Annotated in this window: 22 protein-coding genes; 10 read left to right on the top strand and 12 right to left on the bottom strand. The window is 68.1% G+C overall.

Annotated features, from left to right (window positions below):
* Window positions 1-79: 79 nt before the first annotated feature.
* A complete protein-coding gene (locus tag OK015_RS10075) occupies window positions 80-817 on the top strand; it encodes an acyltransferase (protein WP_268131099.1) in 738 nt (245 codons plus the stop codon).
* A 191-nt stretch (window positions 818-1008) separates the two neighbouring features.
* On the opposite strand, the gene OK015_RS10080 is transcribed toward OK015_RS10075, so the two are convergent.
* The 5 genes from OK015_RS10080 to OK015_RS10100 form a co-directional block, all read right to left on the bottom strand.
* Window positions 1009-1557, bottom strand: a complete 549-nt coding sequence (locus tag OK015_RS10080) for a DUF4333 domain-containing protein (RefSeq protein WP_268131101.1) — start codon at window positions 1555-1557, stop codon at window positions 1009-1011.
* Between the two features lie 136 nt (window positions 1558-1693).
* Window positions 1694-3025, bottom strand: a complete 1332-nt coding sequence (locus OK015_RS10085) for a cryptochrome/photolyase family protein (protein WP_268131102.1) — start codon at window positions 3023-3025, stop codon at window positions 1694-1696.
* Window positions 3025-3513, bottom strand: a complete 489-nt coding sequence (locus OK015_RS10090) for a TspO/MBR family protein (RefSeq protein WP_268131104.1) — start codon at window positions 3511-3513, stop codon at window positions 3025-3027. Before OK015_RS10090 ends, OK015_RS10085 begins: the two co-directional genes overlap by 1 nt.
* Complete coding sequence (locus OK015_RS10095) at window positions 3510-5618, bottom strand: MMPL family transporter (RefSeq protein WP_268131106.1); 2109 nt, start codon at window positions 5616-5618, stop codon at window positions 3510-3512. Before OK015_RS10095 ends, OK015_RS10090 begins: the two co-directional genes overlap by 4 nt.
* 20 nt (window positions 5619-5638) lie before the next feature.
* Window positions 5639-6997: a TIGR01777 family oxidoreductase gene (locus OK015_RS10100; protein ID WP_268131107.1), complete on the bottom strand. Its 1359-nt coding sequence runs from the start codon at window positions 6995-6997 to the stop codon at window positions 5639-5641.
* A gap of 65 nt (window positions 6998-7062) precedes the next feature.
* On the opposite strand from OK015_RS10100, the gene OK015_RS10105 reads away from it, so the two are divergent.
* Window positions 7063-8037, top strand: a complete 975-nt coding sequence (locus OK015_RS10105) for an SDR family NAD(P)-dependent oxidoreductase (protein ID WP_268131108.1) — start codon at window positions 7063-7065, stop codon at window positions 8035-8037.
* A gap of 3 nt (window positions 8038-8040) precedes the next feature.
* Here the strand turns inward: OK015_RS10105 and OK015_RS10110 are convergent, their stop codons facing one another.
* Genes OK015_RS10110 through OK015_RS10120 form a run of 3 tightly spaced genes read right to left on the bottom strand, consistent with a single transcriptional unit; the run spans window position 8041 to window position 11704 of the window.
* Complete coding sequence (locus OK015_RS10110) at window positions 8041-9285, bottom strand: glycosyltransferase family 4 protein (RefSeq protein WP_268131110.1); 1245 nt, start codon at window positions 9283-9285, stop codon at window positions 8041-8043.
* Complete coding sequence (locus OK015_RS10115) at window positions 9282-10847, bottom strand: 1,4-alpha-glucan branching protein domain-containing protein (protein ID WP_442791288.1); 1566 nt, start codon at window positions 10845-10847, stop codon at window positions 9282-9284. The genes OK015_RS10110 and OK015_RS10115 overlap by 4 nt, the downstream gene beginning before the upstream one ends.
* A gap of 26 nt (window positions 10848-10873) precedes the next feature.
* Window positions 10874-11704 (bottom strand): class I SAM-dependent methyltransferase, encoded by an 831-nt coding sequence (locus OK015_RS10120; protein WP_268131114.1) that lies wholly within the window; start codon window positions 11702-11704, stop codon window positions 10874-10876.
* A 228-nt stretch (window positions 11705-11932) separates the two neighbouring features.
* Here OK015_RS10120 and OK015_RS10125 point away from each other — a divergent pair, with 228 nt between their 5' ends.
* Together OK015_RS10125 and OK015_RS10130 are read left to right on the top strand one after the other, a co-directional pair.
* The gene (locus tag OK015_RS10125) at window positions 11933-12724 is read left to right on the top strand and encodes an electron transfer flavoprotein subunit beta/FixA family protein (RefSeq protein ID WP_268131115.1); all 792 of its coding nucleotides are present in this window, start codon (window positions 11933-11935) and stop codon (window positions 12722-12724) included.
* A gap of 37 nt (window positions 12725-12761) precedes the next feature.
* Complete coding sequence (locus OK015_RS10130) at window positions 12762-13718, top strand: electron transfer flavoprotein subunit alpha/FixB family protein (RefSeq protein ID WP_268131116.1); 957 nt, start codon at window positions 12762-12764, stop codon at window positions 13716-13718.
* Window positions 13719-13845: 127 nt separating this feature from the next.
* Here OK015_RS10130 and OK015_RS10135 read toward each other — a convergent pair whose 3' ends face one another.
* The 3 genes from OK015_RS10135 to OK015_RS10145 all read right to left on the bottom strand — a co-directional run bounded on the left by OK015_RS10135 (window position 13846) and on the right by OK015_RS10145 (window position 17085).
* The gene (locus tag OK015_RS10135) at window positions 13846-14097 is read right to left on the bottom strand and encodes an acyl carrier protein (RefSeq protein WP_268131118.1); all 252 of its coding nucleotides are present in this window, start codon (window positions 14095-14097) and stop codon (window positions 13846-13848) included.
* Window positions 14094-15743, bottom strand: a complete 1650-nt coding sequence (locus tag OK015_RS10140) for a fatty acyl-AMP ligase (protein WP_268131119.1) — start codon at window positions 15741-15743, stop codon at window positions 14094-14096. The genes OK015_RS10135 and OK015_RS10140 overlap by 4 nt, the downstream gene beginning before the upstream one ends.
* Before the next feature lie 79 nt (window positions 15744-15822).
* Window positions 15823-17085: an aminotransferase class I/II-fold pyridoxal phosphate-dependent enzyme gene (locus OK015_RS10145; protein ID WP_268131121.1), complete on the bottom strand. Its 1263-nt coding sequence runs from the start codon at window positions 17083-17085 to the stop codon at window positions 15823-15825.
* Window positions 17086-17351: 266 nt separating this feature from the next.
* Here OK015_RS10145 and OK015_RS10150 point away from each other — a divergent pair, with 266 nt between their 5' ends.
* The 5 genes from OK015_RS10150 (at window position 17352) to OK015_RS10170 (ending at window position 21733) form a co-directional block, all read left to right on the top strand.
* A complete protein-coding gene (locus OK015_RS10150; protein WP_268131123.1) occupies window positions 17352-18224 on the top strand; it encodes a GNAT family N-acetyltransferase in 873 nt (290 codons plus the stop codon).
* On the top strand, window positions 18221-19051 hold the full coding sequence (locus OK015_RS10155) for a lysophospholipid acyltransferase family protein (RefSeq protein ID WP_268131125.1): 831 nt from the start codon (window positions 18221-18223) through the stop codon (window positions 19049-19051). Before OK015_RS10150 ends, OK015_RS10155 begins: the two co-directional genes overlap by 4 nt.
* A 34-nt stretch (window positions 19052-19085) precedes the next feature.
* Window positions 19086-20273: a cysteine desulfurase family protein gene (locus tag OK015_RS10160; RefSeq protein ID WP_268131127.1), complete on the top strand. Its 1188-nt coding sequence runs from the start codon at window positions 19086-19088 to the stop codon at window positions 20271-20273.
* Window positions 20270-21346 carry a tRNA 2-thiouridine(34) synthase MnmA gene (gene mnmA / locus OK015_RS10165; RefSeq protein WP_268131129.1) on the top strand — a complete coding sequence of 359 codons (1077 nt, stop codon included), beginning with the start codon at window positions 20270-20272 and terminating at the stop codon, window positions 21344-21346. Before OK015_RS10160 ends, mnmA begins: the two co-directional genes overlap by 4 nt.
* A 111-nt stretch (window positions 21347-21457) precedes the next feature.
* Window positions 21458-21733 carry a DUF4190 domain-containing protein gene (locus tag OK015_RS10170; protein ID WP_268131131.1) on the top strand — a complete coding sequence of 92 codons (276 nt, stop codon included), beginning with the start codon at window positions 21458-21460 and terminating at the stop codon, window positions 21731-21733.
* 65 nt (window positions 21734-21798) lie between these two features.
* Here the strand turns inward: OK015_RS10170 and OK015_RS10175 are convergent, their stop codons facing one another.
* Complete coding sequence (locus tag OK015_RS10175) at window positions 21799-22443, bottom strand: sensor domain-containing protein (protein WP_268131133.1); 645 nt, start codon at window positions 22441-22443, stop codon at window positions 21799-21801.
* Window positions 22444-22542: 99 nt separating this feature from the next.
* Between OK015_RS10175 and OK015_RS10180 the strand changes: the two genes are divergently transcribed.
* Window positions 22543-23556 carry a methionine synthase gene (locus OK015_RS10180; RefSeq protein WP_268131135.1) on the top strand — a complete coding sequence of 338 codons (1014 nt, stop codon included), beginning with the start codon at window positions 22543-22545 and terminating at the stop codon, window positions 23554-23556.
* The last annotated feature ends 28 nt before the right edge of the window (window positions 23557-23584 follow it).

The raw sequence follows: 23584 nt of genomic DNA on the forward strand, positions 1-23584 counted from the left end.
TGTGCGGTGATCGAGTACACGTGAGGGTAACCCGTGGCGGCTCGCGGGCCGCTGATTGCCTTGGCTAGGCTTTTTGGCCATGACGTCCATGTGGGGTGCTCCGGTTCATCGCCGGTGGCGCGGATCGAACCTGCGGGACCCTCGGCAGGCCAAGTTCCTGACGCTGGCATCGCTGCGGTGGGTGCTGAAAAACCGCGCCTATACGCCGTGGTACCTGGTGCGGTACTGGCGGCTGCTGAAATTCAAGCTCGCCAACCCGCACATCATTACCCGCGGAATGGTGTTCATCGGCAAGGGCGTCGAGATCCATGCCACCCCCGAGCTGGCGCAGCTGGAGATCGGCCGCTGGGTGCACATCGGCGACAAGAACACGATCCGCGCGCACGAGGGCTCGCTGCGGTTCGGCGACAAGGTGGTGCTGGGCCGCGACAACGTGATCAACGCCTACCTGGACATCGAACTCGGCGACTCGGTGCTGATGGCCGACTGGTGTTACGTCTGCGATTTCGACCACCGGATGGACGACATCAACCTGCCGATCAAGGATCAGGGCATCGTCAAGTCGCCGGTGCGGATCGGCCCCGACACCTGGGTTGGGGTGAAGTGCACGGTGCTGCGGGGCACGTCGATCGGTCGGGGCTGTGTGCTCGGTTCCCATGCGGTGGTGCGCGGCGTCGTGCCCGATTATTCGATCGCGGTCGGTGCGCCGGCCAAGGTGGTCAAGAACCGGCAGTTGTCCTGGGAGAGCTCGGCCGCGCAACGGGCCGAACTGGCCGCCGCCCTCGCCGATATCGAACGTAAGAAAGCGGCCCACTGACGTCGCCGGGCCCGAACGGTCCCAAGCCGAAGCGTCCCGGCTGGCATGTTCGGTCATCGGGCGTGTCGCGACGATCGTCCGGCTGGTTCGCCGACGCTCGCGCTGGCCGTGCTCTATCGCGACGTCAGCCGTTGACGCAGCTGCTTGGTGTCGTGGGTTACCGTGCGGCGGTTGGCCATTGATTGCCGGTGCTAGGACGACGGCTGGTCGTCGACGACGAAGTGATAGTCGACGGTGCCGGCATCGACGCCGGTGACGGACACATTCACCCCGTAGGTCTGGCCGCCGGTGACGAGCTTGCACCGCAGCGTCGCGCCCGCCACGCCCTTCAGGTTGTCGGGGCAGGTCACCGATTCGGGCTTGGTCCCCACCTGATGCGTGACGTTGTCGCTGATCGAGGTCGCGACCTGGTTCTTGTCGACCGTTTCCACCATGTCGAACTTGACGTCGCTGCCGTTGACACTGGTCACCGTCACATTGACGTGGTAGGTGGCGCCCTTGACCTTCATCGAGCAGTTCAGCTGCGCGCCGACTTTCGCCTCCAGGTCGCTTGGGCAGTCGACCGAATCGGGCTTGTTGCCCGCGGCATCGGTCAACTTCTGGGTGATCTGGCCGGCGACGTCGCTCTTCGCCACCGAATGCGACGACGACCCGATCGAACACGAACAGGCGCCGGCGCCGGCCATCAGCCCCGCGGCGGCACCGGAAACCAGCAACGTCCGAACGATCGAGTGGGCCATATCGCCTCCCAGGCGCGACGTGAATCGGCTGATAATTACATGCCCGGGATCGTCGGGTAAGCGGTTCACGCAAAGATCCTTTCGGCGAGCCGCAACCCCTCGGCGGCGGCCGGCGCCGGGCCCGGCCGCCGCCGAGTTAGGAACTGATGCCCTGATAGCGACGCAGCGCTTCGGCCCGCTCGGCGCCGTGGTCGACGATCGGTGTCGGATACCCTTGTGGCCGTTCACCTTTGCGTAGATGGACGTCGCCGGCCGCGCTCAGCTCGGGAACCCAGCGGCGGATGTAATCACCCGTGGGATCGAACTTCGCGCCCTGCGTGATCGGATTGAACACCCGGAAGTACGGCGCGGCGTCGGTACCGCACCCCGCGCACCACTGCCAGCCGTGCTGGTTGTTGGCCATGTCGCCGTCGGTGAGTTGATCCAGAAACCATTGCGCACCCCATTGCCACGGCAGATGAAGGTCCTTGACGAGAAAGGATGCGACGATCATCCGCACCCGGTTGTGCATGAAGCCGGTCTCGCGGAGTTGACGCATGCCGGCATCGACGATCGGGAAGCCCGTTTGGCCGGCCTTCCATGCCTCGAAGCGACGTGTGGCGTCGGCACCCGAATCGGTCAAGATGCTGTCGAAGTCGCTGTTCCAGTTGTGCCACGCGCTGGCTGGCCAATAATGCAGCACCCCGGCGTAGAAGTCACGAAAAGCCAACTCCCGCAGGTAAGTTTGTGCCCCCGGCGTATGCAGGTTCATCGCCGCAAGCATGGTCCGGGGGTGGATGGTGCCGAACTTCAAGTGTGCCGACATCCGGCTGGTGCCTCCGAGGTCCGGCCGGTCGCGGTCCTGCGCGTAGCGCTGCAGCCCGTCGTCGACGAATTCCTCCCATTGCGAAAGTGCCGCCTTCTCACCGGAATCCAGGCCAAGCTCGATGCCGGGGTCGGGGATCTCGCATTGTTTGATCACGCCGGCCGGGTCGAGCCAGCGCGCGGAATCGGCACTCGATTGCGCCGGCTTGCGCCATCCTTGCGCACGCCACTTCCGCAGAAACGGTGTGAATACCTTGTAGGGTTCGCCGTCGTCCTTGGTGACGCGGCCGGGTGAAACCAGATACGGCGATCCCGTCGCGACCAAGGGCACCGAACCCAGTGCCGCACGTACCTTTTCATCGCGCCGCCGTCCGAACGGCGCGAAATCCTGCGAGATGTGTACCGCCGTCGCGTCGATCTTCTCCGCGATGCGGGGGATCTGGTCTTCGGCGCGCCCGCGGGTCACCAACAATCGGCCATCCAGGTTGTCGCGCAATTGGCGCAGCGTGTCACCCAAAAACTGAAGGCGACGCTGGCCCGACGACTTCTCCAGTCGCGGATCGACCACGAAGCAGGCGAGCACGTCCTGGCTTTGCGCCGCGGCGAGCAGCGCGGGATGATCCCGCAATCGCAGATCGCGGCGAAACCACAAGAGCGCAGGCATTATTGGACGATTCGATTGAGGAGCCAGATATGGCTCGACAGGACGGTAGCGAAGGCACACCACAGCGGGTAGGGCGAGAGTGCCGCGGCGGCGCGTGGATCCGCCGCGGCGGCCCGGCGGGCAAGGTCGGCGCTGCTGACCGTGAGTGCGGCCGCGCCCAGCACGGATGCCCCGAGTCTGTGGAAGCGGAAGAACAGCCAACTCCATCCGGCGTTGAGGAGCAAATTGACGCTCAATGCCGCGGCATAGCCGCGTGCCCTATCGTGCTGCCCCGCCGCGCGGAACTTGTCGAGAGTGACCGCGGAGGTGGTTGCGATGTCCCCGTACAGGGCGGTCCAGACGATGGGGAAGGCGGCGCCGGGAGGCTGATACGCGGGTTTGCGCAGCCGCGAGTACCAGGCGGGCACACGTCGTGGGCTGGCGATGCTTCCGGTGCCTGCGGCCGCGGCAACGGCCAGCGTCGTCGCGGCCAGCGTCGAGTTATTCACAGCATGCTCCGTTCCTGATGTACCGGATTATCCTGCAGATCAGCGGTTTTGGTGCTCATCGGATCGGTTGGCCACCAGATCCGATCGCCGATCAGGGCGAACAGTGCGGGGATGACGAGGGTGCGCACCACGAAGGTGTCGAGCAGGATCCCCAGGCCGACGATGATGCCGAGCTGGGCCATCACGACCAGTGGCAAAACCCCCAGCACGCAGAAGACCGCCGCCAAAACGATTCCTGCGCTGGTGATCACGCCACCGGTGGCCGAAACCGCGCGGATCATGCCGTCGCGGCCGCCGTAGCGGGCGGCTTCTTCGCGGGCGCGGGTGACCAGAAAGATGGTGTAGTCGACGCCGAGGGCGGCCAGGAACAGGAACGCGAACAGCGGTGTGCTGTTGTCCAGCGCCGGAAACCCGAAGGCGTGCATGCTCGCCGCGCCGCCGAGGCCGAGTGCGGCAAACGCGCCGAGGATCGTTGCGGTCAGCAGGATCGGCGGCGCGGCGACCGATCGCAGCAGTACATACAGGACGACGAGAATGACGGCCAGGATCGCCGGGATCAGGATCGACCGGTCGTGCACGGCGGCGTCCCGGACGTCGAACGCCGCGGCGTCGGGTCCGCCGACCAGCGCGCCAGGGGAGGCGGACATCGTCGAATATCGCAGCGCCGCAATGGTATTGAATGCACGGCTGGATGACGGTGCCGCGTCGGTCACCACCGACCATTGGGTCAGCCCGGAGGTCGACCGACCCACTTCGGTCACCGACACCACGCCGACGGTGGCGGCGATCGCGGCCGTTACCCGCGAGGCCTGGGGCGTGGGGGCGATGACGAGCGTGGGGTTGGCCACGCCGGCCGGGAAGTGCGCGGCCACCTCGTCGTAGCCCGACGCCGAGTCCGCTCGCACCCGGAATTGTTCGGTCTGCGACAAGCCGATTCGGGTTTCCAGCAGGCCGCAGGCCAGCGCCGCCAGCACCGCGATCGAGACGACCGCGACCACGGCGGGGCGGCGGGCCACGCCTACGGCGACCCGGTGCCAGGCTCCGGAGTCGAGGGTGGCGGCGCCGTCGGGCTGGGGGACCAGCGGCCAGAACAGTCGCCTGCCGCACAGCGCGAGCAGAGGCGGCAGCACCACCAGGACGAATACCGCCGCTACGACGAGTCCGCAGGCCGCCAGTGCTCCCAGGCTGCGGGTGCTGGGCGTCGATGCGTTGAGCAAAGTGAGCAACGCGAGCACCACGGTGGCATTGCTGGCGACGATGGCCGGTCCGGCCATCCGCACCGCGCGGCGCAACGCGTCGCGGTGGTTGGTGTGGCTCCGAAGTTCTTGCCGGTAGCGGGAAATCAGCAGTAGCGCATAATTGGTGCCCGCCCCGAACACCAGGACGCTGGTGATCCCGGAGGTCGCGCCGTCGAAGCTCAACCCGGTCAACGCTGCCACCGCGGTACCCAGCGCCGCCGCGACCCGATCGGCGAGTCCGATCACCAGCAGCGGTGCCAGCCACAACACCGGCGAGCGGTAGGTGGCGATCAGCAACAGCGCCACCACGGATCCCGTCACCGCCAGCAACGTGATGTTGGCGTCGGTGAACGCGTTGGCGATATCGGCGCCGAACGCCGGGCCGCCGGTCACATGCACGCGCAGACCCGCGGGCAGGCCGGCGTCGGCGGCGGTGCGCAGCGCGGCAACGCCGTCATTCAGAACCATGCCGGACAAATCGGCCCGGATGGGCACCGTGCCGACAGCAGCCTTGCCGTCCGCCGACACCGTCGGCGCCTGCGGATTGGTCGTGCCGAAAGGCGCCACGACGGCCTGCATCCGGTCGCGGGCCGCCCGGGCCGCGGTCACGTCGGCGGAGTCCAGTGGCGCGCCGTCGGCGCGGGTCACCACCAGCAGCACCGGAACCTGATCACCCCCGGGAAATTGGCGGGCCAAGGCGTCGGCCTTCGCGGAGTCGGAGTCGACGGGCACCGACAGTGGCGCCTGGCCGGCCGCCGCGTTTGGGCCGATCAACACCATGAAGCCGATACCCAGCAGGACCGCGGCCAAGCCGATCCGCCACGAACGCCGTCCCGTCACTGCGGCGGCCAGACCCTCCCACATCACGACAGCAACTTTTCCCCTCATTACCGCGGGGCGCGCCCCAGCAGGTGACGCAAGGCCGCATCGAGGTCGGGCTGGCGAAACCGGTGCCCGGCCTGGCTGAGCCGCTGGGCCACGACACGCTGGCTCGCAAAGGCCAGTTCGCGGGCACCTTGCTCACCGAGCAATAGCCGGGGCCCCAGTGCCGGAACCGGCAACACCGCGGGCCGCCGCAGCACGTGGGCCAGCGTGCGAGTGTATTCGGTGTTGCGGACCGGTTGCGGGGCAACGGCATTCACCGGACCGGACAGGGTGCTATCCCAGAGCGCCCGGTGATAGACGTCGACCAGATCGTCAATCCCGATCCAGGACAACCACTGTCGGCCGTCGCCGAGCCGGCCACCCACCCCGGCACTGAATAGCGGACGCATCAGCTTCAGCGTGCCGCCGCGGGGGGACTGCACGATGCCGGTGCGCACCTGCACCACCCGTCCGCCCGCCTGCGCGGCCGGTGCGCTCGCGTCTTCCCAGTCGGCGACCACGTCGGCGAGAAACCCGTCGCCGCGCTCGCTTGACTCGGTGAGCTCCTCGTCGCCGCGGTCGTATCCGTAATAGCCGATCGCCGACGCCGATATCAGGATCGAGGGCCGATCGGCAGTGCGGGCCACCAGTTCGGCGAGCCGGCGGGTGGGATCAATCCGGCTGTCACGCACCACCTTCCGGTGTCCGTCAGTGAACCGTCCGGCAATCGAGGCGCCGGCCAGATGAATGACCGCGTCGACCCCGGCCAGCAGATCCGAGTCGGGGTCGCCGGGGTTCCACTGGCGTTCGTCGCTGTTGCGTGCGGGATGGCGGACGAGTCCGATGACGCGATGTCCGCCGGTTCGCAAAAACGCGGACACCGCCGAACCGACCAGTCCCGACGAACCGGTGACCGCCACGGTCAGCGGAGTCAGACCGTGCTGGGCCGCCAACTGGTGGGCGGCCAGATCGTCGGCCAACTGGCGGTGCCGATAGACGAACATCGGGCGCAATGCGGCGCCGGGCACCGGCGACTGGACGCGGTCGATCACCCGCGTTCGGTTGTCGCCGAGGTCCTCGAAGTCGTGCGTGTGTCGCCACCGTACGGCGATGCGGGCCGGCAGCGAGGCCGGCCCGTCACTGCCGATCGTGTCGACGAACTGCCGAGGTGGGTCGTAGCAGTCGGCCTGGTGTTCGGCCACCCAGCGCAGCCCGCCCGGCAGGGCGAGCTCGGCTCGCCCGTCCTTGAGCGACGACGCCTCGGCGACCAGCCGCAGCGGCGACCACGGCGGCGAGAGCCGCTCGAAGGCACCCGGTCGCGCGTACCAGGCGAACACATCGTCGCGCGGCGCGTCCACGACGCTCGAATATTCCAGTCCCATGGTCTTCAGAGATACCCAGCCACGACCAGAGCATGCCTGGCGCCGCGGCGGGTACCAGAGACTGCATGAGTATTCACGCCGGACTGCGGTCCCTGCTCGACGCCGCCCTCGATCGGACCATCGTCGGAGGCTACAGCCGCATCGGCTATGAACTGCGTCGCTGGGGAAGGCCTGACGATCCACACCCGCACGCGCTGAAAGGGCGAACCGCGCTCGTCACCGGCGCGAACCGGGGCATCGGCAAGGCGATCGCCACGGGCCTGGCGCAGTTGGGCGCGACCGTGCTGTTGACGGTCCGCGACGAGGCGAGCGGGGAGCAGGCTCGCAAGGAGATCGTCGACGCCAACCCCGAGGCCGACGTGCAGGTGGAGGTATGCGACATCTCCGACCTCTCGGCGGTCCGTGCCTTCGCGGCCGACTTGTCGGCCAGGGTGTGGGAATTGGACGTGCTGATCCACAACGCCGGGGTGTTGCCGCCCGAGCGGACCGAGACCGCCGACCGGCACGAGGTCACCCTGGCCACGCATGTGCTGGGTCCGGTGCTGTTGACCGAGCGCCTGCTTCCGGTCCTGCGTGGCGCCGAGGAGCCGCGGGTGATCCTGATGTCTTCGGGCGGGATGTACACCCAGTCGCTGCCCGCCGACGACCCCGAATATGTCGATGAGCCCTACCGCGGCGTCTCCGCCTACGCGCGCACCAAGCGCATGCAAGTGGCGCTGACCCCGATCCTGGCCCGTCATTGGGCGGACGACAACATCCGCGTCTACTCGATGCACCCCGGCTGGGCCGATACTCCCGGGGTGGCCGCGTCCCTTCCGGGTTTCCGGTCACTCACCGGCCCGCTGCTGCGCACTCCCGAACAGGGTGCCGACACCGCCATCTGGCTGGCCGCGACCGAACCGGCGCCACCCACCGGCGGCTTCTGGCATGATCGGCGGCCGCGCCCGGAACACTATCTGCCGTCGACCCGGCACGGCGAGGGCGAGCGGGACCGGCTCTGGCGGTACTGCGCCTATGCGGTCGGCATCGATGACGCCTGAGGCTCAGCGATCGGGCAGCGCGTGCTCGGTGATGGGCAGGCGAGGCAGCTGCCGAGGTTCGCCGCGCTTGGCCGCCAGGTACACCTGCGCGGTCTGGCCGGCCACCGTCTGCCAGTCGAAATCTGAGGTGAGCCGTTCGCGGGCGGCGCACGCCCGCTGCTGCGCGGCGTCCGGCGCGTCGAGCACCGTACGCACCGCCGCGGCGAGGGCGGCCACGTCGCGGGGCGGGCACGACACCCCGGTCTGCCCGTCGATCACGGCTTCACCCAGGCCGCCGATGTTGGAGGTCACCAGCGGAGTACCGGCCGCGGCGGCCTCCAGCGCGACGAGCCCGAACGGCTCGTAGTGGCTGGGGAATACCGCGGCGTCGGCTCGATGCAGTGCGGCCAGCAGCTCGTCGTGATGCAGGTGCCCGACGAACCGAGTTGCCTTGAGTACCCGGTGTTTACGCGCCTGTTCGACCAGCCAGTCCTGCTGGGTTCCGTCGCCGGCGATGGTCAACGTGGTGCCCGGGTTGGTGCGCCTGATCCGCGGCAGCGCGGCGATGAGATCGTGCACACCCTTCTCGTATTCCAGGCGCCCGACGTAGAGCAGCTCGGCGGGCCAGGTGCGGGGACGACGGGGCGCGAACGGCCAGCGTGCCGCGTCGATCCCGTTGCGGATCACGGTAGTTTCGGCCAGACCGGGACCGAACAACTCGGTGATCTCGTCGCTCATCGACGCCGAACAGGTGATCAGCGAATCGGATTCGCGCACCAGCCACGATTCGATCGCGTGCACCTGACGGCTGATCGCACCCGAAACCCAGCCCGAATGCCTGCCCGCCTCGGTCGCGTGGATCGTGGAAACGATTGGCACATCGTAGAATTGGGCGAGTGCAACGGCGGGATGGGCGACCAGCCAATCATGAGCGTGCACGATGTCGGGACGCCACGGCCGGGTAGTGCCTGACTTCTTCAGGTTAAGCCCGGCGCGGATCATCGCGTGACCCATCGCCAGGGTCCAGGCCATCATGTCGGTGCCGAAGCCGAATTCGTGCGGATCCTGGGCCGCCGCGATCACCCGCACGCCCTCGCTGATCTCGTCGGACGACGGGTGCGTGCTGGGGTCGGTGCCCGACGGGCGGCGCGACAGCACGACCACGTCGTGACCGGCCGCGGCCAGGGCGGTCGACAGGTGGTGCACGTGGCGGCCCAGGCCGCCGATCACGACCGGCGGGTACTCCCACGACACCATCAAAATCTTCATCGCGGCAGCCTTCGGGCGTCCAGGGCGCCGAACAGGCCATCGGCGCGGCCCCAGCCGTCGGCCAGCCGCTGGGCGCTGTCCCTCCGGCCCGAGGCCAGTGCCCCGGCGATCTCGCGGGTGGCGTGCGCGTGCAGATGGGCGCGGTAGCGGGCGTAATCGGCGGCCGAGTCCTTGCTGACCATGAACGGCCAGTCGCTGGACACGGTGAGCAGGGTCTCGCGCAGGATCTGGTCGGCGACGCGATCGCGGGGGGCCGGCCCGTCCAGCGACGAGGTGGGCTGGGACAGTGCCTTGTCGACGGTGCTCAGCGCGGTGTCGACGACCTCGTTGTTGAGCTGGACCAGGTCGGACACCTTGTCGCCGGCCCACACCTGCCAGTCCTTGCCCGAGCCCCACGAGCTGGGCGGCAGCGCGACCGCCTCGCCGACGAATCCGCCGGCCAGCGCATCGCTAAGGGTGCCAACCCGCACCCCGGCGGCGGGCAACGCCCGCAGCACCCGCGCCAGCCACGTCGGTCCCTCGTACCACCAGTGGCCGAACAGCTCGGTGTCGAACGCGGCGACCACGTGCGCCGGGCGCCCGATGCGCTCGGACTCGCTCGTCAGCCGGTTGCGCACGACGTCGACGAAGTCGGCGACATGGACGTCGACGGCGCGGTCGGCGCGCTCGGGGTCATACGGCGCCTTGGCCTCGGAGGACACGTTGCGCCCGGTGACGCGCGCGGGCTTGAGCCCGGTCAGGTGATCGTAGGTGTGGAAGTCGCGGTAGGCGGCGTGTCCGGGGTAGCCGGATTTCGGCGACCACACCCGGTAACTGACCTGCAAATCGCGCCCGAAGGCCACCACGTCGGTGTCGGCGACGGGCCGGCCCAGCGCGGTGTCTCCGTGCAGCGAGGGGCCGTCGACCATGAAATGGGTGATCCCCGCGGCGGCATAGTCGTGTTCCATGCCCGGGGCGTAGGCGCACTCGGGCGCCCAAATGCCGCCGGAACTTTGCCCTTTCCGCGTCCCTAGGCGGTGCTGTGCGTCGGCCAGGCCTTCGCGCAGCGCGAATTCGCGCAACCGGGGGGCGAGCAGCGGCTGGAACGGATGGGCCAGCGGGCCGCCGAGCAACTCCACGGTCCCGGCGTCGATCAGGCTGCGCAGTAGTGGGCTGCCGCCGTGCCGCCACAGGGTGGCGAAGTCGTCGAGTGCCTGGTCCGCCTCTGCGAGTTCACGAATCCCGAACGCCCGCAATGCTTCTGGCGTGCAGGATTGGTAGCCGACCGACTTCGACTTGGGAATCGAGCGCACGCTGGCCGCCTCGGCGGCCCGCAGCCGCCAGTTCGCCAGCCAGTGATGCATGCCGTCCAGGCAGTACGGGTCGTCGAGCTGTGCATTGACCACCGGCGTGACGCCCAGCGTGAGCAACCGGTGGCGATCCTCGTCGGCCAGTGTCCGCAGCACCCGCATCAGCGGCAGATACGCGGCCGCCCAGGACTGGTACAGCCATTCCTCGCCGACCGGCCAGCGGCCATGGTGGGCCAGCCACGGCAGGTGGGTGTGCAGCACCAGCGTGAACATGCCGGGCACCGGAGTCTCCGAAATGCTCACGGCCGCACCGCGATCGCGACCAGATCCAGGCTGCCATCGATGTCCCGATCGCCCGCGGCGACCAGGTCGAAGTCGTCGACGGTGACCGCGGCGACGTCGGCGGCCAGCTCCGGTGGCCATGGCACTCCCTCGTCGCTGGCCACCGCCAATGCGATCTGCGCGTCGATGATCGAACCGCCGTGACGCAAATCCATCTCCCGCAGCCGCGTGCCGTGGAACAGACCGCTGACCGACACGCGGGTGAAACCGGCGTCGACCAGCAGCTCGGTCAGCTCGTCGGCGTTCAATTCCCTGGTGTGAAACGGGTTGATCGGGGTGTCGCGGCCGGGGGAGAAGGTGAGGCGGTTGGGCGTGGACATCATCAACAGCCCCGACGGGCGCAGCACCCGTGCACATTCCTTGACGAATTGGGTCTGGTCCCACAAGTGCTCGATGACCTGGAAATTCACTACGACGTCCATGGATGTGTCCGGCAGCGGCAGCTCGGCCAGGTTGGCCCGCATGACTTCCACCCGCGGGTAACGGCTGCGGACGTGGGCCACCGCCGCCTCGTCGTAGTCCACCGCGACGACCCGCCGGGCGACGCCGGCGATCAAATCGGCGCCGTAACCTTCGCCACATCCGGCCTCGAGCACGTCACGGCCCACACAGTGGGTTGCCAATCGCTGATACACCACTTGGTGGCGGCGGAACCAGTAGTTCTCGATATCCAGGTCAGGGATGGTGCGTTCGCCCGTCAGCGCCAACACCGCCGGGGTACCTCGCGAGACCGCCGGTGAAGTGCCGTCGGGGGTGCCGCTGGGGACGTCGGGGACGAATGCGCTCATTGCATAGGGAGGCTAACGCGAAGAGCCGGATTCGCGAACCGTTGCGGGGGTAGCCCCCGCTCGCAGCGGGGAGACAGGCCGCAAGAACCTGCAGTACGACCCGCTATGGTGTGAAGGCAGGCAGCACAAAGTTACCGAGTAGTAACACGACCGTGCGCTGCAAAACGCGTACTGAAAGTCTTGTGGCTAACTGCTGCGAGACTCCTTCAAGGAGGAAGAACCACACTCATGACGAACATCGTGGTCCTGATCAAGCAGGTCCCGGACACCTGGTCGGAGCGCAAGCTGACTGACGGCGACTGGACGCTGGACCGAGAGGCCGCCGACGCGGTGCTGGACGAGATCAATGAGCGCGCCGTCGAAGAGGCCCTGCAAATCCGTGAGCGCGAAGGCGGCGAGGGTTCGGTGACCGTGCTCACCGCGGGTCCCGAACGCGCGACCGAGGCCATCCGCAAGGCGCTGTCCATGGGGGCCGACAAGGCCGTTCACGTCAAGGACGACGGCCTGCACGGGTCGGACGTGATCCAGACCGGATGGGCGCTGGCGCGCGCGCTGGGCACCATCGAGGGCACCGAGCTGGTCATCGCGGGTAACGAAGCCACCGACGGCACCGGCGGTGCGGTCCCGGCCATCATCGCCGAGTACCTCGGCCTGCCGCAGCTGACCCACCTGCGCAAGCTGTCGATCGAGGGTGACAAGGTCACCGGCGAGCGCGAGACCGACGACGGTGTGTTCACCCTCGAAGCCACGCTGCCCGCGGTGGTCAGCGTCACCGAGAAGATCAACGAGCCGCGCTTCCCGTCCTTCAAGGGGATCATGGCCGCCAAGAAGAAAGAGGTCACGGTGCTGACCCTGGCCGAAATCGGCGTCGAGAGCGACGAGGTCGGTCTGGCGAATGCCGGGTCGACCGTGCTGTCGTCGACCCCGAAGCCGCCGAAGACCGCGGGTGAAAAGGTCACCGACGAAGGTGAAGGCGGCAACGACATCGCCAAGTACCTGGTCGGCCAGAAAATCATCTAACCCAAGTTCCCTTAAGACGAGAAGAGCGAGATAACCCATGGCTGAAGTACTGGTGCTCGTCGAGCACGCTGACGGCGCGGTGAAAAAGGTCACCGCCGAATTGATCACCGCCGCGCGCGCTTTGGGCGAGCCGTCCGCCGTCGTCGTCGGTGCGCCGGGCACGGCCGCGCCGCTGGCCGACGGACTCAAGGAAGCCGGCGCCGCCAAGATCTACGTCGCCGAGTCCGACGACGTCGACAAGTACCTGGTCACCCCGGTCGTCGACGTGCTGGCCTCACTGGTCGAATCTGCTTCTCCGGCAGCGGTTTTGCTGGCGGCCAACGCCGACGGCAAGGAGATCGCCGGCCGGCTCGCGGCCCGGCTCGGTTCCGGTCTGCTGGTCGACGTGGTCGACGTCAAGGAGGGCAACAAGGCCATCCACTCCATCTTCGGTGGCGCGTTCACCGTCGAGGCGCAGGCCAACGGTGACACCCCGGTGATCACCGTGCGGGCCGGCGCGGTCGACGCGGAGCCATCGCCCGGTGCGGGTGAGGAAGTCACCGTCGAGGTTCCGGCTCCCGCCGAGAACGCGACCAAGATCACTTCCCGCGAGCCCGCGGTCGCCGGTGACCGCCCGGAGCTCACCGAGGCCACCATCGTGGTCTCCGGTGGCCGCGGCGTCGGCAGCGCGGACAACTTCAGCGTGGTTGAGGCGCTGGCGGACTCGCTGGGTGCGGCCGTCGGCGCGTCGCGCGCGGCCGTCGACTCCGGTTACTACCCGGGTCAATTCCAGGTCGGCCAGACCGGTAAGACGGTCTCGCCCCAGCTCTACATCGCGCTGGGCATTTCCGGTGCGATCCAGCACCGGGCGGGCATGCAGACGTCGAAGACCATCATCGCGGTCAACAAGGACGAAGAGGCACCCATCTTCGAAATCGCCGATTACGGCGTGGTGGGCGACCTGTTCAAGGTCGCTCCCCAGCTGACCGACGCGGTCAAGGCCCGCAAGGGCTAGCTCACCCTTTCACGAAACAGCCCCCGCGCTTGCGTCGGGGCTTTTTCGTGAAGGCACAACCGCACCAGGTGGTAGCCGCAACCGCGCCATCCGCGGACAACCTAGCGGTTCCCGCCCGGCACGTCAGTCAGTCGGCCACCGCCTGGTCGGCGATGTTGGCGTTGACCCAGTCGACGACTTCGCGCACGGTGTCGATCGGCGTCTCGGGGTCTTTGAGCCGCATCTTGAGGTGACTTTCCAGGGTGGCAACGAGTTCCATCTTGCGGGGCGAGTCGTACCCCAGGTCGTCGACGAGATGCGAGTCGGCCGTCACCGGTGCCATCCGGTCCGGCGCCAGCCGGGTGACGATCGAGACAACAGATTCATTGACGCTACTCACAGTGTGCTGACCTCTCCGAACATTTCTTTTGCTGCGACGTGGCGGATCTTGCCCGACGGCGTTTTCGGCACCTTGCCCTTGCCGACCAGCAGCACCGTCGGGCTCAATCCCGTTGCGCTGCGTACCTTCCGGCCGATTTGGCGGCGGATCTCGTGGGCACCGTCGCCGGGGTCCTCCCGGACCGTCTCGGCGACGACGCGGATCTCCTCACGCTGATCGGCGAGCGTGACGCCAAACGCGACGACAGCGCCGCGCCTGATGCCGTCGACCGAGGCGGCAAGCCGTTCGATGTCGGAGGGAAAGATGTTGCGGCCGGCGACGATGATGACGTTTTTGAGGCGCCCGCACACGACGATTTCTCCGTCGTCGGTGAGGTAGCCGAGGTCGCCGGTGTAGAACCAGCCGTCCGCATCGACCGCGGCCACCTCGCCGTCGGTGGTGAGGTAGTGCCGCGTCACCGCGTCGCCCCGGATGGCGACTTCGCCCATGTGGCGCGCCGGTCGGGTGGCCTTGTCCGCACCGGCGATTCGGGTCTCGACCCCGGACATCGGGCGTCCTAAGAGTACGAATTCCTTCTTCGGCGCCGCGCAGCCGCATGCGGTCACCGCACGGCCCTGGTTTTCCAGCTCGTCGCCACATACGTTCTCGACCGCGAGCGGTCGGTCCACCGGCGAGAACGACACCGCGACCGTCGCCTCGGCGAGACCGTATGCCGCGCCGATCGCCGACACCCGCATCCCGAACCGCGCGGCCTGCCGCGCGAACTCGTACATCGTGGCGGGGTCGATGGGCTCGGCGCCGGAGACCACGCAGCGCAGCGCGCTGAGGTCGTAGGCGCCGTCGCCGACCGCCTTGAGCCTGCGGCTGACGATCGAGTACGCGAAATTGGGTGCCGCGGTGATCGTGGCCCGCTGTTCGGTGAGGATTTGCAGCCACGTCAGCGGCGACTTCACGAACTCGGTGGCAGGAATGTAGACGGCCCCGTTACCGGCGAACATCGGCGACAGCAGGTAGGCGATCAGGCCCATGTCGTGAGACAGCGGAAGCCAGCTCATCGTCACGTCGGCCCCGGGGTCGACGCCCACCACCGCCACCATGGCGGCGATGTCGGCGTACAGGTTGCGATGGGTGATCGCGACCGCCTTGGGATCTCCGGTCGATCCCGAGGTGAGCTGGTAGATGGCGACGTCGTCCTCGTCGGTCGGTTCCTCGGCCACATCGGCCTCGGCCCACGTCTCGGGTACCTCGATGACCCGGTGTCCGCAGGCGCGCAGCGCGTCGGCGACGGCGAAAAACGGCCGCCCCAGCACCACGCAGCTTGCGCCGAGCAGCCTCAGCGCGCGCAGCGTGCCCTCGTGCCACTCGGTGAGGTCGGCTTGCGACGTGGGCTGCTGGAGCATCGTCATGGCCGCGCCCAGCTTCCAGATGGCCTGGACGACGGGAGCGACATCGTCGGCGTTGGCGGCCAACACGCCCACCCTGCTGCCGCGCGCCACTCCTTCGGCGGCCAGCCGGCCGGCGACGTTGCCCGCAGTGCGATTGATGTCGTGCCAGCTCGCGAAATGCAGATCGCCGGCGGTGCCGAAGCGAAGCCCCAATGTGGAATCGGCGGCCACCTTCGCAATGCGGTCGGTGAATCTACTCATAGACGTGCGATGTCCTATCTCGGGAGCCGGACAGAGTGATTCCATAAATGGTTGCGCACCAACATAATTCGAGAATCAGCTAGCAATCTTCTGCGGCGTTGAGCACGGCCGAGGCGATGACATCGACGGCACGTTCGATCTGCGCCGGCGAGTGAGTGGCGCAAACGCAGCAGCGCATCAGGGCGTCGTTCTCACCGACCGCGGGTGCGACCGCCAGCGAGCAGAAGACGCCGTTGTCGAATGCGTTGTTCCACGCCGCGACCGCCCGTGCTTCCGGCCCGATCCACACCGAAACATGCGGGGCCACTACGTGTGAGCCGTCGGCGCGCACGATTCCGGCTCGCACCTGCAGGCCGTGGGACACCAGGCCGTCGCGCAGGGCCCGGGCGTTGGCCAGGACCGCGGCGGCGCGCTGGGCTCCCTCCGGGCCGCGAATGATCTCGATCCCCGCGATGCTTGCCGCCATCGCCGCCGGTGCCGCGGTGGCGGTGAACATGTGCTGGCTGGACCGCAATCCGAGCACATCGATCAGGTCGCGCGATCCGACGATGAAGCCACCGGTGGAGGCGATCGCCTTCGACATGCTGCCCATCAACACGTCGGCATCCTTGGCGCAGCCGAACTCCTCGGCGATCCCGGTTCGGTTGGGCCCGAAGACGCCGAGGCTGTGCGCCTCATCGACGTAGAGGGCGACGTCATATTTGTCGGCCAGCGCGGCAATGCTTTCCATCGGTGCCACGTCGCCCCGCATCGAGTAGAGGCCGTCGATCACGATCAACTTGGTGCCGCCGCGACCGGCCGTGCGGATCAGGTTGCGTTCCAGCGAATCCAGGTCGTTGTGCGCGAAGTAGCGCGAACTGGCGCCCGAGAGCCGGATGCCGTCGTGCAGCGACATGTGGGCCTCGCTGTCGGGGAACGCGAGATCGGCCGCACCCAAGAGCGCCGTGATCGCACCGACATTCGCCAAATAGCCGCTGTTGAAGACGAGCGCCGCCTCGGTGCCGTACCAGTCGGCCAGCAATTCTTCGAGGTCGACCTTCACCCGGAGCGTGCCGCAGTGTGGCGGCGCGCCGCCACAGGCGGGCCCATACAGATCGGTCGCCCGATTAGCTGCCTCGATTAATCGAGGGTCGCCGCACAAGCCCAGAGAATTGTTCGACCCGAACATGATTCGGGTCTTTCCTTCGATGACCGACGTCGGTCCCGGAGCAGATTCGACATTCCTGAAGAACGGCAGTCGATTGCGGGCAGCATAGGAGCGCAGGCTGGCCAGGCGGCGATCTTGTTGCGCCCGCGCTTGAATATTGAGCTTGGAAGTCTGCGGCACGCCTACATCAAACATGGCACCTCGTACTCCGGTATCCGATTCGCGCTAAATTGGCGTGCACGTTAATAGCGATTAACGCGGAGGGGTTTATTGCGTTGCCGCTCTTACGAATACGTGGACGGAAGCCGGTCGCCCGCAGACTGCGTCGGCCATTTTGCACCGGTCGGCGCCGGAGTTATGTTCGCCACACAACACCGCGCAACACATTTCGTCATCTTGCGTGCACCAACACGTCATAGCGTCGATGCCGATTAGCTCCTCGATTACGCCACGTTGTTGGCATGAGCATTGCTTCTGTCCTGATACCGAGTGACGAACCGGACGGAGCCGCGACCAGCTCTTCCGGGCCGCGTTATTCGCTGTTGCTGTCCACCGACCCCAGCTTGGTCGAGGCGGCGCAGCGGCTCCGGTACGACGTATTCACCAGCACCCCCGGCTTCGCGCTGCCGGCAGCCGGTGCGGGGGACCGCGACGTGGACCGCTTCGACGAGTTCTGCGACCACCTGCTGGTGCGTGACGACGACACCGGCGAGCTGGTGGGTTGCTACCGGATGCTGGCGCCGGCGGGGGCCATCGCGGCCGGGGGCCTCTACACCGCGACGGAATTCGACCTCGGCGCGCTCGACCCGCTGCGGCCGTCGCTGGTGGAGATGGGACGCGCCGTGGTCCGCGACGGTCACCGCAACGGTGGCGTCGTGCTGTTGATGTGGGCGGGGATCCTGGCCTACCTGGATCGCTACGGCTACGACTACGTGACGGGCTGTGTGTCGGTGCCGATCGTCGGCGAATCGGGCCTCGAATCGGGTCGGGACGCGCCGGGCAGCCAGCTGCGCGGCGTGCGCGATTTCGTCCGGAGCCGACACGCCGCGCCGCCCGAGTATCGGGTGTACCCGCACCACCCGGTGGTGGTGGACGGGAAGGGCCTCGACGAGATTGCGCCTCCGGCGCGGCCGTCGGTTCCGGCGCTGATGCGCGGCTACCTGCGGCTGGGCGCCAAATCCTGCGGCGAGCCGGCCCTGGACCCGGACTTCGGGGTGGGCGACTTCTGCGTGCTGCTGGACAAACGCCAGGCCGATACCCGATATCTGCGAAGACTGCGGTCGGTATCGGCGGCCTCCGAGATGAGCCGCGAAATGGCGGGCGGCTCCCGATGAGCGCTCCCGCCGGCGCCACCGACCACGCTTGGCTGCCGCGCGCGACGTGCGACAGCACCTGTGTGGGTATCGGCCCCGCGTTGTCGCGGTGGCTGGTGGTGCTGCGGGTAATGCTTCGCGTCGTGTTGGCGCTGGTATTGGCGCCGGGACTGCTGTTGGCGCTGGTGCCACTGCCCTGGCAGTGGCGGGTGCGACGGTTTTACTGCCGCATGGTGCTGCGCTGTTTCGGCGTTCGGATCAGCGTGTCGGGGGCGCCGATCCGCAACCTGCGCGGGGTCTTGGTGGTCAGTCCGCACATGTCCTGGCTGGACGTGTTCGCGATCGGCTCGGTGTTGCCCGGGTGGTACGTCGCCCGCGCTGACATGTTCGGCCAGCTCGCGGCGCGCCTGCTGAAGATCATTCCGATCGAACGGGCCAGCCTGCGGCGGCTGCCCGCGGTGGTGGACACCGTCGCGGACCGGCTGCGCGCCGGTGAGACCGTGGTGGCGTTCCCGGAGGGCACCACGTGGTGCGGGGTGGCCTGCGGCTCGTTCTACCCGGCGATGTTCCAGGCCGCGATCGATGCCGGTCGCCCGGTGCAGCCACTGCGGTTGACGTACCACCACGTCGACGGCCTGATTTCGACCGCTCCGGCCTTCGTCGGTGACGACACCTTGGGGGCAGCGATGTGCCGGTTGTTCACCCAGCGCCGCACCTTGGCACACGTTCACGTCGAGTCTTTGCAGCTGCCGGGCGACGATCGGCGGGCGCTGGCCCGCCGCTGCCAGGCGGCGGTGGGCGTCGGAGTGGTGCGGCGCCCAGGTCAACGCCACGTGCTGGTCGCTTAGGGGTCCAGCCCGGCCCGGTATCCTGGGGCGCGTCATGGTCTACCTCGATCACGCTGCCACCACCCCGATGCACCCTGTCGCCATCGAGGCGATGACGGCCGTGCTCGGCACCGTCGGCAACGCTTCGTCGCTGCATACCAGCGGTCGCACGGCGCGCCGCCGGATCGAGGAGTCGCGTGAGCTGATCGCGGACAGGCTGGGCGCGCGTCCGTCGGAGGTGATTTTCACCGCGGGCGGCACCGAGAGCGACAACCTGGCCGTCAAGGGGATCTTCCGCGCGCGCCGCGACGCCGACCCGCGCCATGTCCGCATCATCGCCAGCCAGGTGGAACACCACGCGGTGCTGGATTCGGTGGACTGGCTCGTCGAACACGAGGGCGCCCAGGTGACCTGGCTGCCCACCGCCGCCGACGGATCGGTGTCGGCCGCCGCGCTGCGCGAGGTGCTGGACAGCCACGGTGACGTCGATGACGTCGCGCTGGTCTCGGTGATGTGGGCCAACAACGAGGTCGGCACCGTGATGCCCATCGCTGAACTCGCGGCCGTCGCCGCGGAATTCGACGTCCCGATGCACAGCGACGCCGTTCAGGCGGTCGGGCAGCTGCCCGTCGACTTCACCGCCAGCGGGCTGTCGGCGATCAGCGTTGCGGCGCACAAGTTCGGCGGTCCACCGGCCGTGGGTGCCCTGTTGCTGCGCCGAGACGTGGCCTGCGTGCCGCTGCTACACGGCGGCGGCCAGGAACGTGATATCCGTTCCGGCACTCCGGATGTCGCCGGTGCCGTCGGAATGGCGGCCGCGATTCGGCTCGCCGTGGACGGCCTGGAGGCCAACAGCGCACGGCTGCGCGCGCTGCGCGATCGGTTGGTGGAGGGCGTCCTGACCGAGATCGACGACGTCCGCTTCAACGGGTCCCGCGAGTCTCGGCTTCCGGGCAACGCCCACTTCACTTTTCGTGGCTGCGAAGGCGATGCACTGTTGATGCTGTTGGATGCCAACGGAATCGAATGTTCGACCGGGTCGGCGTGCACGGCCGGCGTCCCGCAGGCCTCTCATGTCTTGATCGCGATGGGAGCCGATGCCGCCACCGCTCGCGGGTCGCTGCGTCTGTCCTTGGGGCACACCAGCGTTGACGCCGATGTCGACGAGGTGCTGCGGGTGCTTCCCGCGGCGGTCGACCGGGCCAGGCGAGCCGCTTTGGCCGCTGCGGGAGCATCCGGGTGAAAGTTCTTGCCGCGATGAGTGGTGGCGTCGATTCGTCGGTCGCCGCGGCTCGGATGGTCGACGCCGGGCACGACGTGGTCGGCGTGCACCTGGCACTGTCGTCAGCGCCCGGCACGCTGCGCACCGGTTCGCGGGGGTGTTGCTCGAAGGAAGACGCCTCAGACGCGCGCCGCGTTGCCGACGTGCTCGGAATCCCGTTCTATATTTGGGATTTCGCGGAGAAGTTCGCCGAAGATGTGATCGACGATTTCGTGTCGTCGTACGCGCGCGGCGAGACGCCGAACCCGTGCGTACGCTGCAATCAGCGCATCAAGTTCGCGGCGCTGTCGCTGCGTGCCCTGGCACTGGGTTTCGACACGGTGGTCACCGGCCACTATGCCCGGCTGTCGGAAGGCCGGTTGCGCCGCGCCGTCGACCGGGATAAGGATCAGTCCTACGTGCTGGCCGTGCTGACCGCGGAGCAGTTGCGGCACGCCGCTTTTCCGGTCGGGGACACCCCCAAGCCGCAGATCCGCGAAGAGGCGGCTCGCCGCGGTCTGGCGGTCGCCGACAAGCCCGACAGCCATGACATCTGCTTCATCCCGTCGGGGGACACCCGCGCCTTCCTGGGGGAGCGCATCGCGGTCCGGCCGGGGAACGTGGTCAATGCGGACGGCGCGGTGCTGGCCAATCATGGTGGGGTGCACGGTTTTACGATCGGCCAGCGCAAGGGTTTGGGCATTGCGGGTCCCGGACCGGACGGTCGCCCGCGCTACGTGACGGCCATCGATGCCGACACCGCGACGGTGCACGTGGGCAGCGCCGCCGATCTCGAAGTGCATGCGCTGACGGGACGGGATCCGGTCTTCACCGCCGGAGCCGCACCCCAGCGTCCCATCGAGTGCGCTGTTCAGGTGCGGGCCCACGGTGAAACCGCGGCTGCGGTGGCCGAATTGACTGGCGACGAGCTTTGCGTGCGGTTGCGCGACCCGCTGCGCGGGGTCGCGTGCGGCCAGACCGTCGTGCTGTACCGCCCGGATTCAGCGGGCGACGAGGTGCTCGGCAGCGCCACCATCGCCACTACTTCGCACTGATTTTTCCCGCGCGGCGGCCATCGCCGTTGCTTTCCAAGAATTCTCCAAGAGCTTTCGCAGACTATTCGTCTCGACAATCGGGTGGTCCCGAGCGGGAAGGGATGAGTGAGGATGAGCGAGAACCAGATCACGGCGCAGGCAGCGCAGACCAACGGCCTGGCTATTGCGGCCTTCGTGCTGAGCATCATGGGCATGTACGCCAGCCCGATCGTGAGCAGCGTGCTGGCCCTGGCCGGAATGTGGCAGCTCAAACACCGCGGCCAGCAGGGTTTTGCGCTGGCGCTCACCGCCCTGGCGGTGTCGGCGGCCGTCACCGCCCTGCATGTCGCGATGTGGATCCAATGCGGCCACCCGAATTTCGAGTTGGAGACCACGGCGCACTGGTGACGGCGATAACCGTTGGTTTAGACGAACATTCGTGAATCTCGTTGTTGCACAGCGGCGCCGACCGGTTAGTGCGGGATGTTGGCGGTGATGTTCGTCATCACGATGTCGGACACCGACTGCGGGAAGCCGCAGAAGGTGACCTCCACCAGGGCCACCGACAGCACCCGGTAGTCGCGGCCGCAGCCGCCCGGTCCCAGGTGCAGCGAGTTGGCGTCGGCCTTCCAGTCGCCGACGAGCAGCTGGCCGCCCGAGCCGTCGGCGCAGTCGGTGACCGTCGAGACAAGGGCGGTGAACGCATGTTGCGCGGTGGCGACGTCCCGGTAGGCCGCGGCGCCCTCAGAGATCAGGGCGCCGTCGGGCGGGTCCTGAAACGTGGTCTTGTGGAATTCTTCGATGTCGGGCCCGAACGTCGCGGTCTCGGCGAAAACGAAGCGGCACGGCCGCGGTGTGGTGTCGGCGAGCGTGTCGATGTCGACCGGAACGCTGCCGTCCATCGAGGGAATGATCGACAGGTGCTCGCCCGCGCCGGTGATCGCGCGCATCCGCGACTGGTCCAGCAGGATCGTGTCGACGTTGACCCCGTTGACACCCCGGGCACCTCCGGTGAATCCCGGCATCGCCGTACCATCCACGACCCGGGTGCATGCCGCAGTCAGCACCACCGCGCCACCTATCAGCAGCGGCCACGCGAATGTTCCGTTGCGCCACACCGTTTTGCACCCCTTTAAACCCTTGAGAGTAGTCGCGACGGCGGGCTCAACACACCCCTGGCCGTCGGTGCGCCAGGTGACGTCGAATACGGTTGCCGGGTGAGTGTTTTCGCGGCCGCCAGTGGCGTGGGTTCGTGGCCCGGCACCGCGGCACGGCCGTCGGCGGAAATTGTCGTCGGTGAGTTGGCGGCCGCGCTGGCTCACCTCGTCGAACTGCCGGCCAGGGGAGTGGGTGCCGACCTGCTTGGGCGGGCCGGCGCGCTGCTGATCGACGTGGCAATCGACACCGTTCCGCGCGGTTACCGCATCGCCGCTCGGCCGGGCGCGGTGACTCGGCGGGCCGTCAGCCTCCTCGACGAGGACATGGATGCGATCGAGGAGGCCTGGGAGACGGCCGGTCTGCGCGGTGCCGGACGGGTGGTCAAGGTCCAGGCGCCCGGACCGATTACCTTGACCGCCGGGCTCGAGCTGGCCAACGGCCACCGGGCGATCACCGACCCCGGGGCGGTGCGCGACCTGACGGCATCGCTGGCCGAAGGCGTTGCCGCGCACCGCGCGGCGCTGTCCCGCCGGCTCGACACGCCGGTGGTGGTGCAGCTCGACGAGCCGTCGTTGCCGGCGGCATTGGCCGGACGACTGACCGGGGTCACCGCGCTGAGTCCGGTTGCGGCGCTCGACGAGTCGGTGGCCGTCTCGCTGCTCGACACCTGCGCCGAGACGGCGGGTGCCGAGGTGCTACTGCACAGTTGTGCGCGGGAATTGCCATGGGATCTGTTGCAGCGCAGTGTGATTAGTGCGGTGTCGGTTGACGCCGGAACGCTGAAGGCGGCGGACTTGGAGGGAATCGCGGCGTTCGTCGAATCGGGTCGTACCGTGATGCTGGGCGTGGTGGCCGCGACGGCTCCGGACAAGAGGCCGTCGGCCGAGGAGGTGGCCGCCGCTCTTGTCGCGGTGACCGACCGGCTCGGGTTCGGCCGCTCGGCGCTGCGCGATCGCATCGGCGTCACCCCGGCATGTGGTCTGGCCGCGGCGACGTCGGCCTGGGCCCGCACCGCGATCGGGCTGGCCCGCAAGGCCGCCGAGGTGTTCGCGGAGGAGCCCGACGCCATCTAGGACCGATGTCGGGTGCCTTCGATAGCCT

It is taken from the genome of Mycobacterium sp. Aquia_216 (genome assembly GCF_026723865.1).
Taxonomy (GTDB): Bacteria; Actinomycetota; Actinomycetes; order Mycobacteriales; family Mycobacteriaceae; genus Mycobacterium.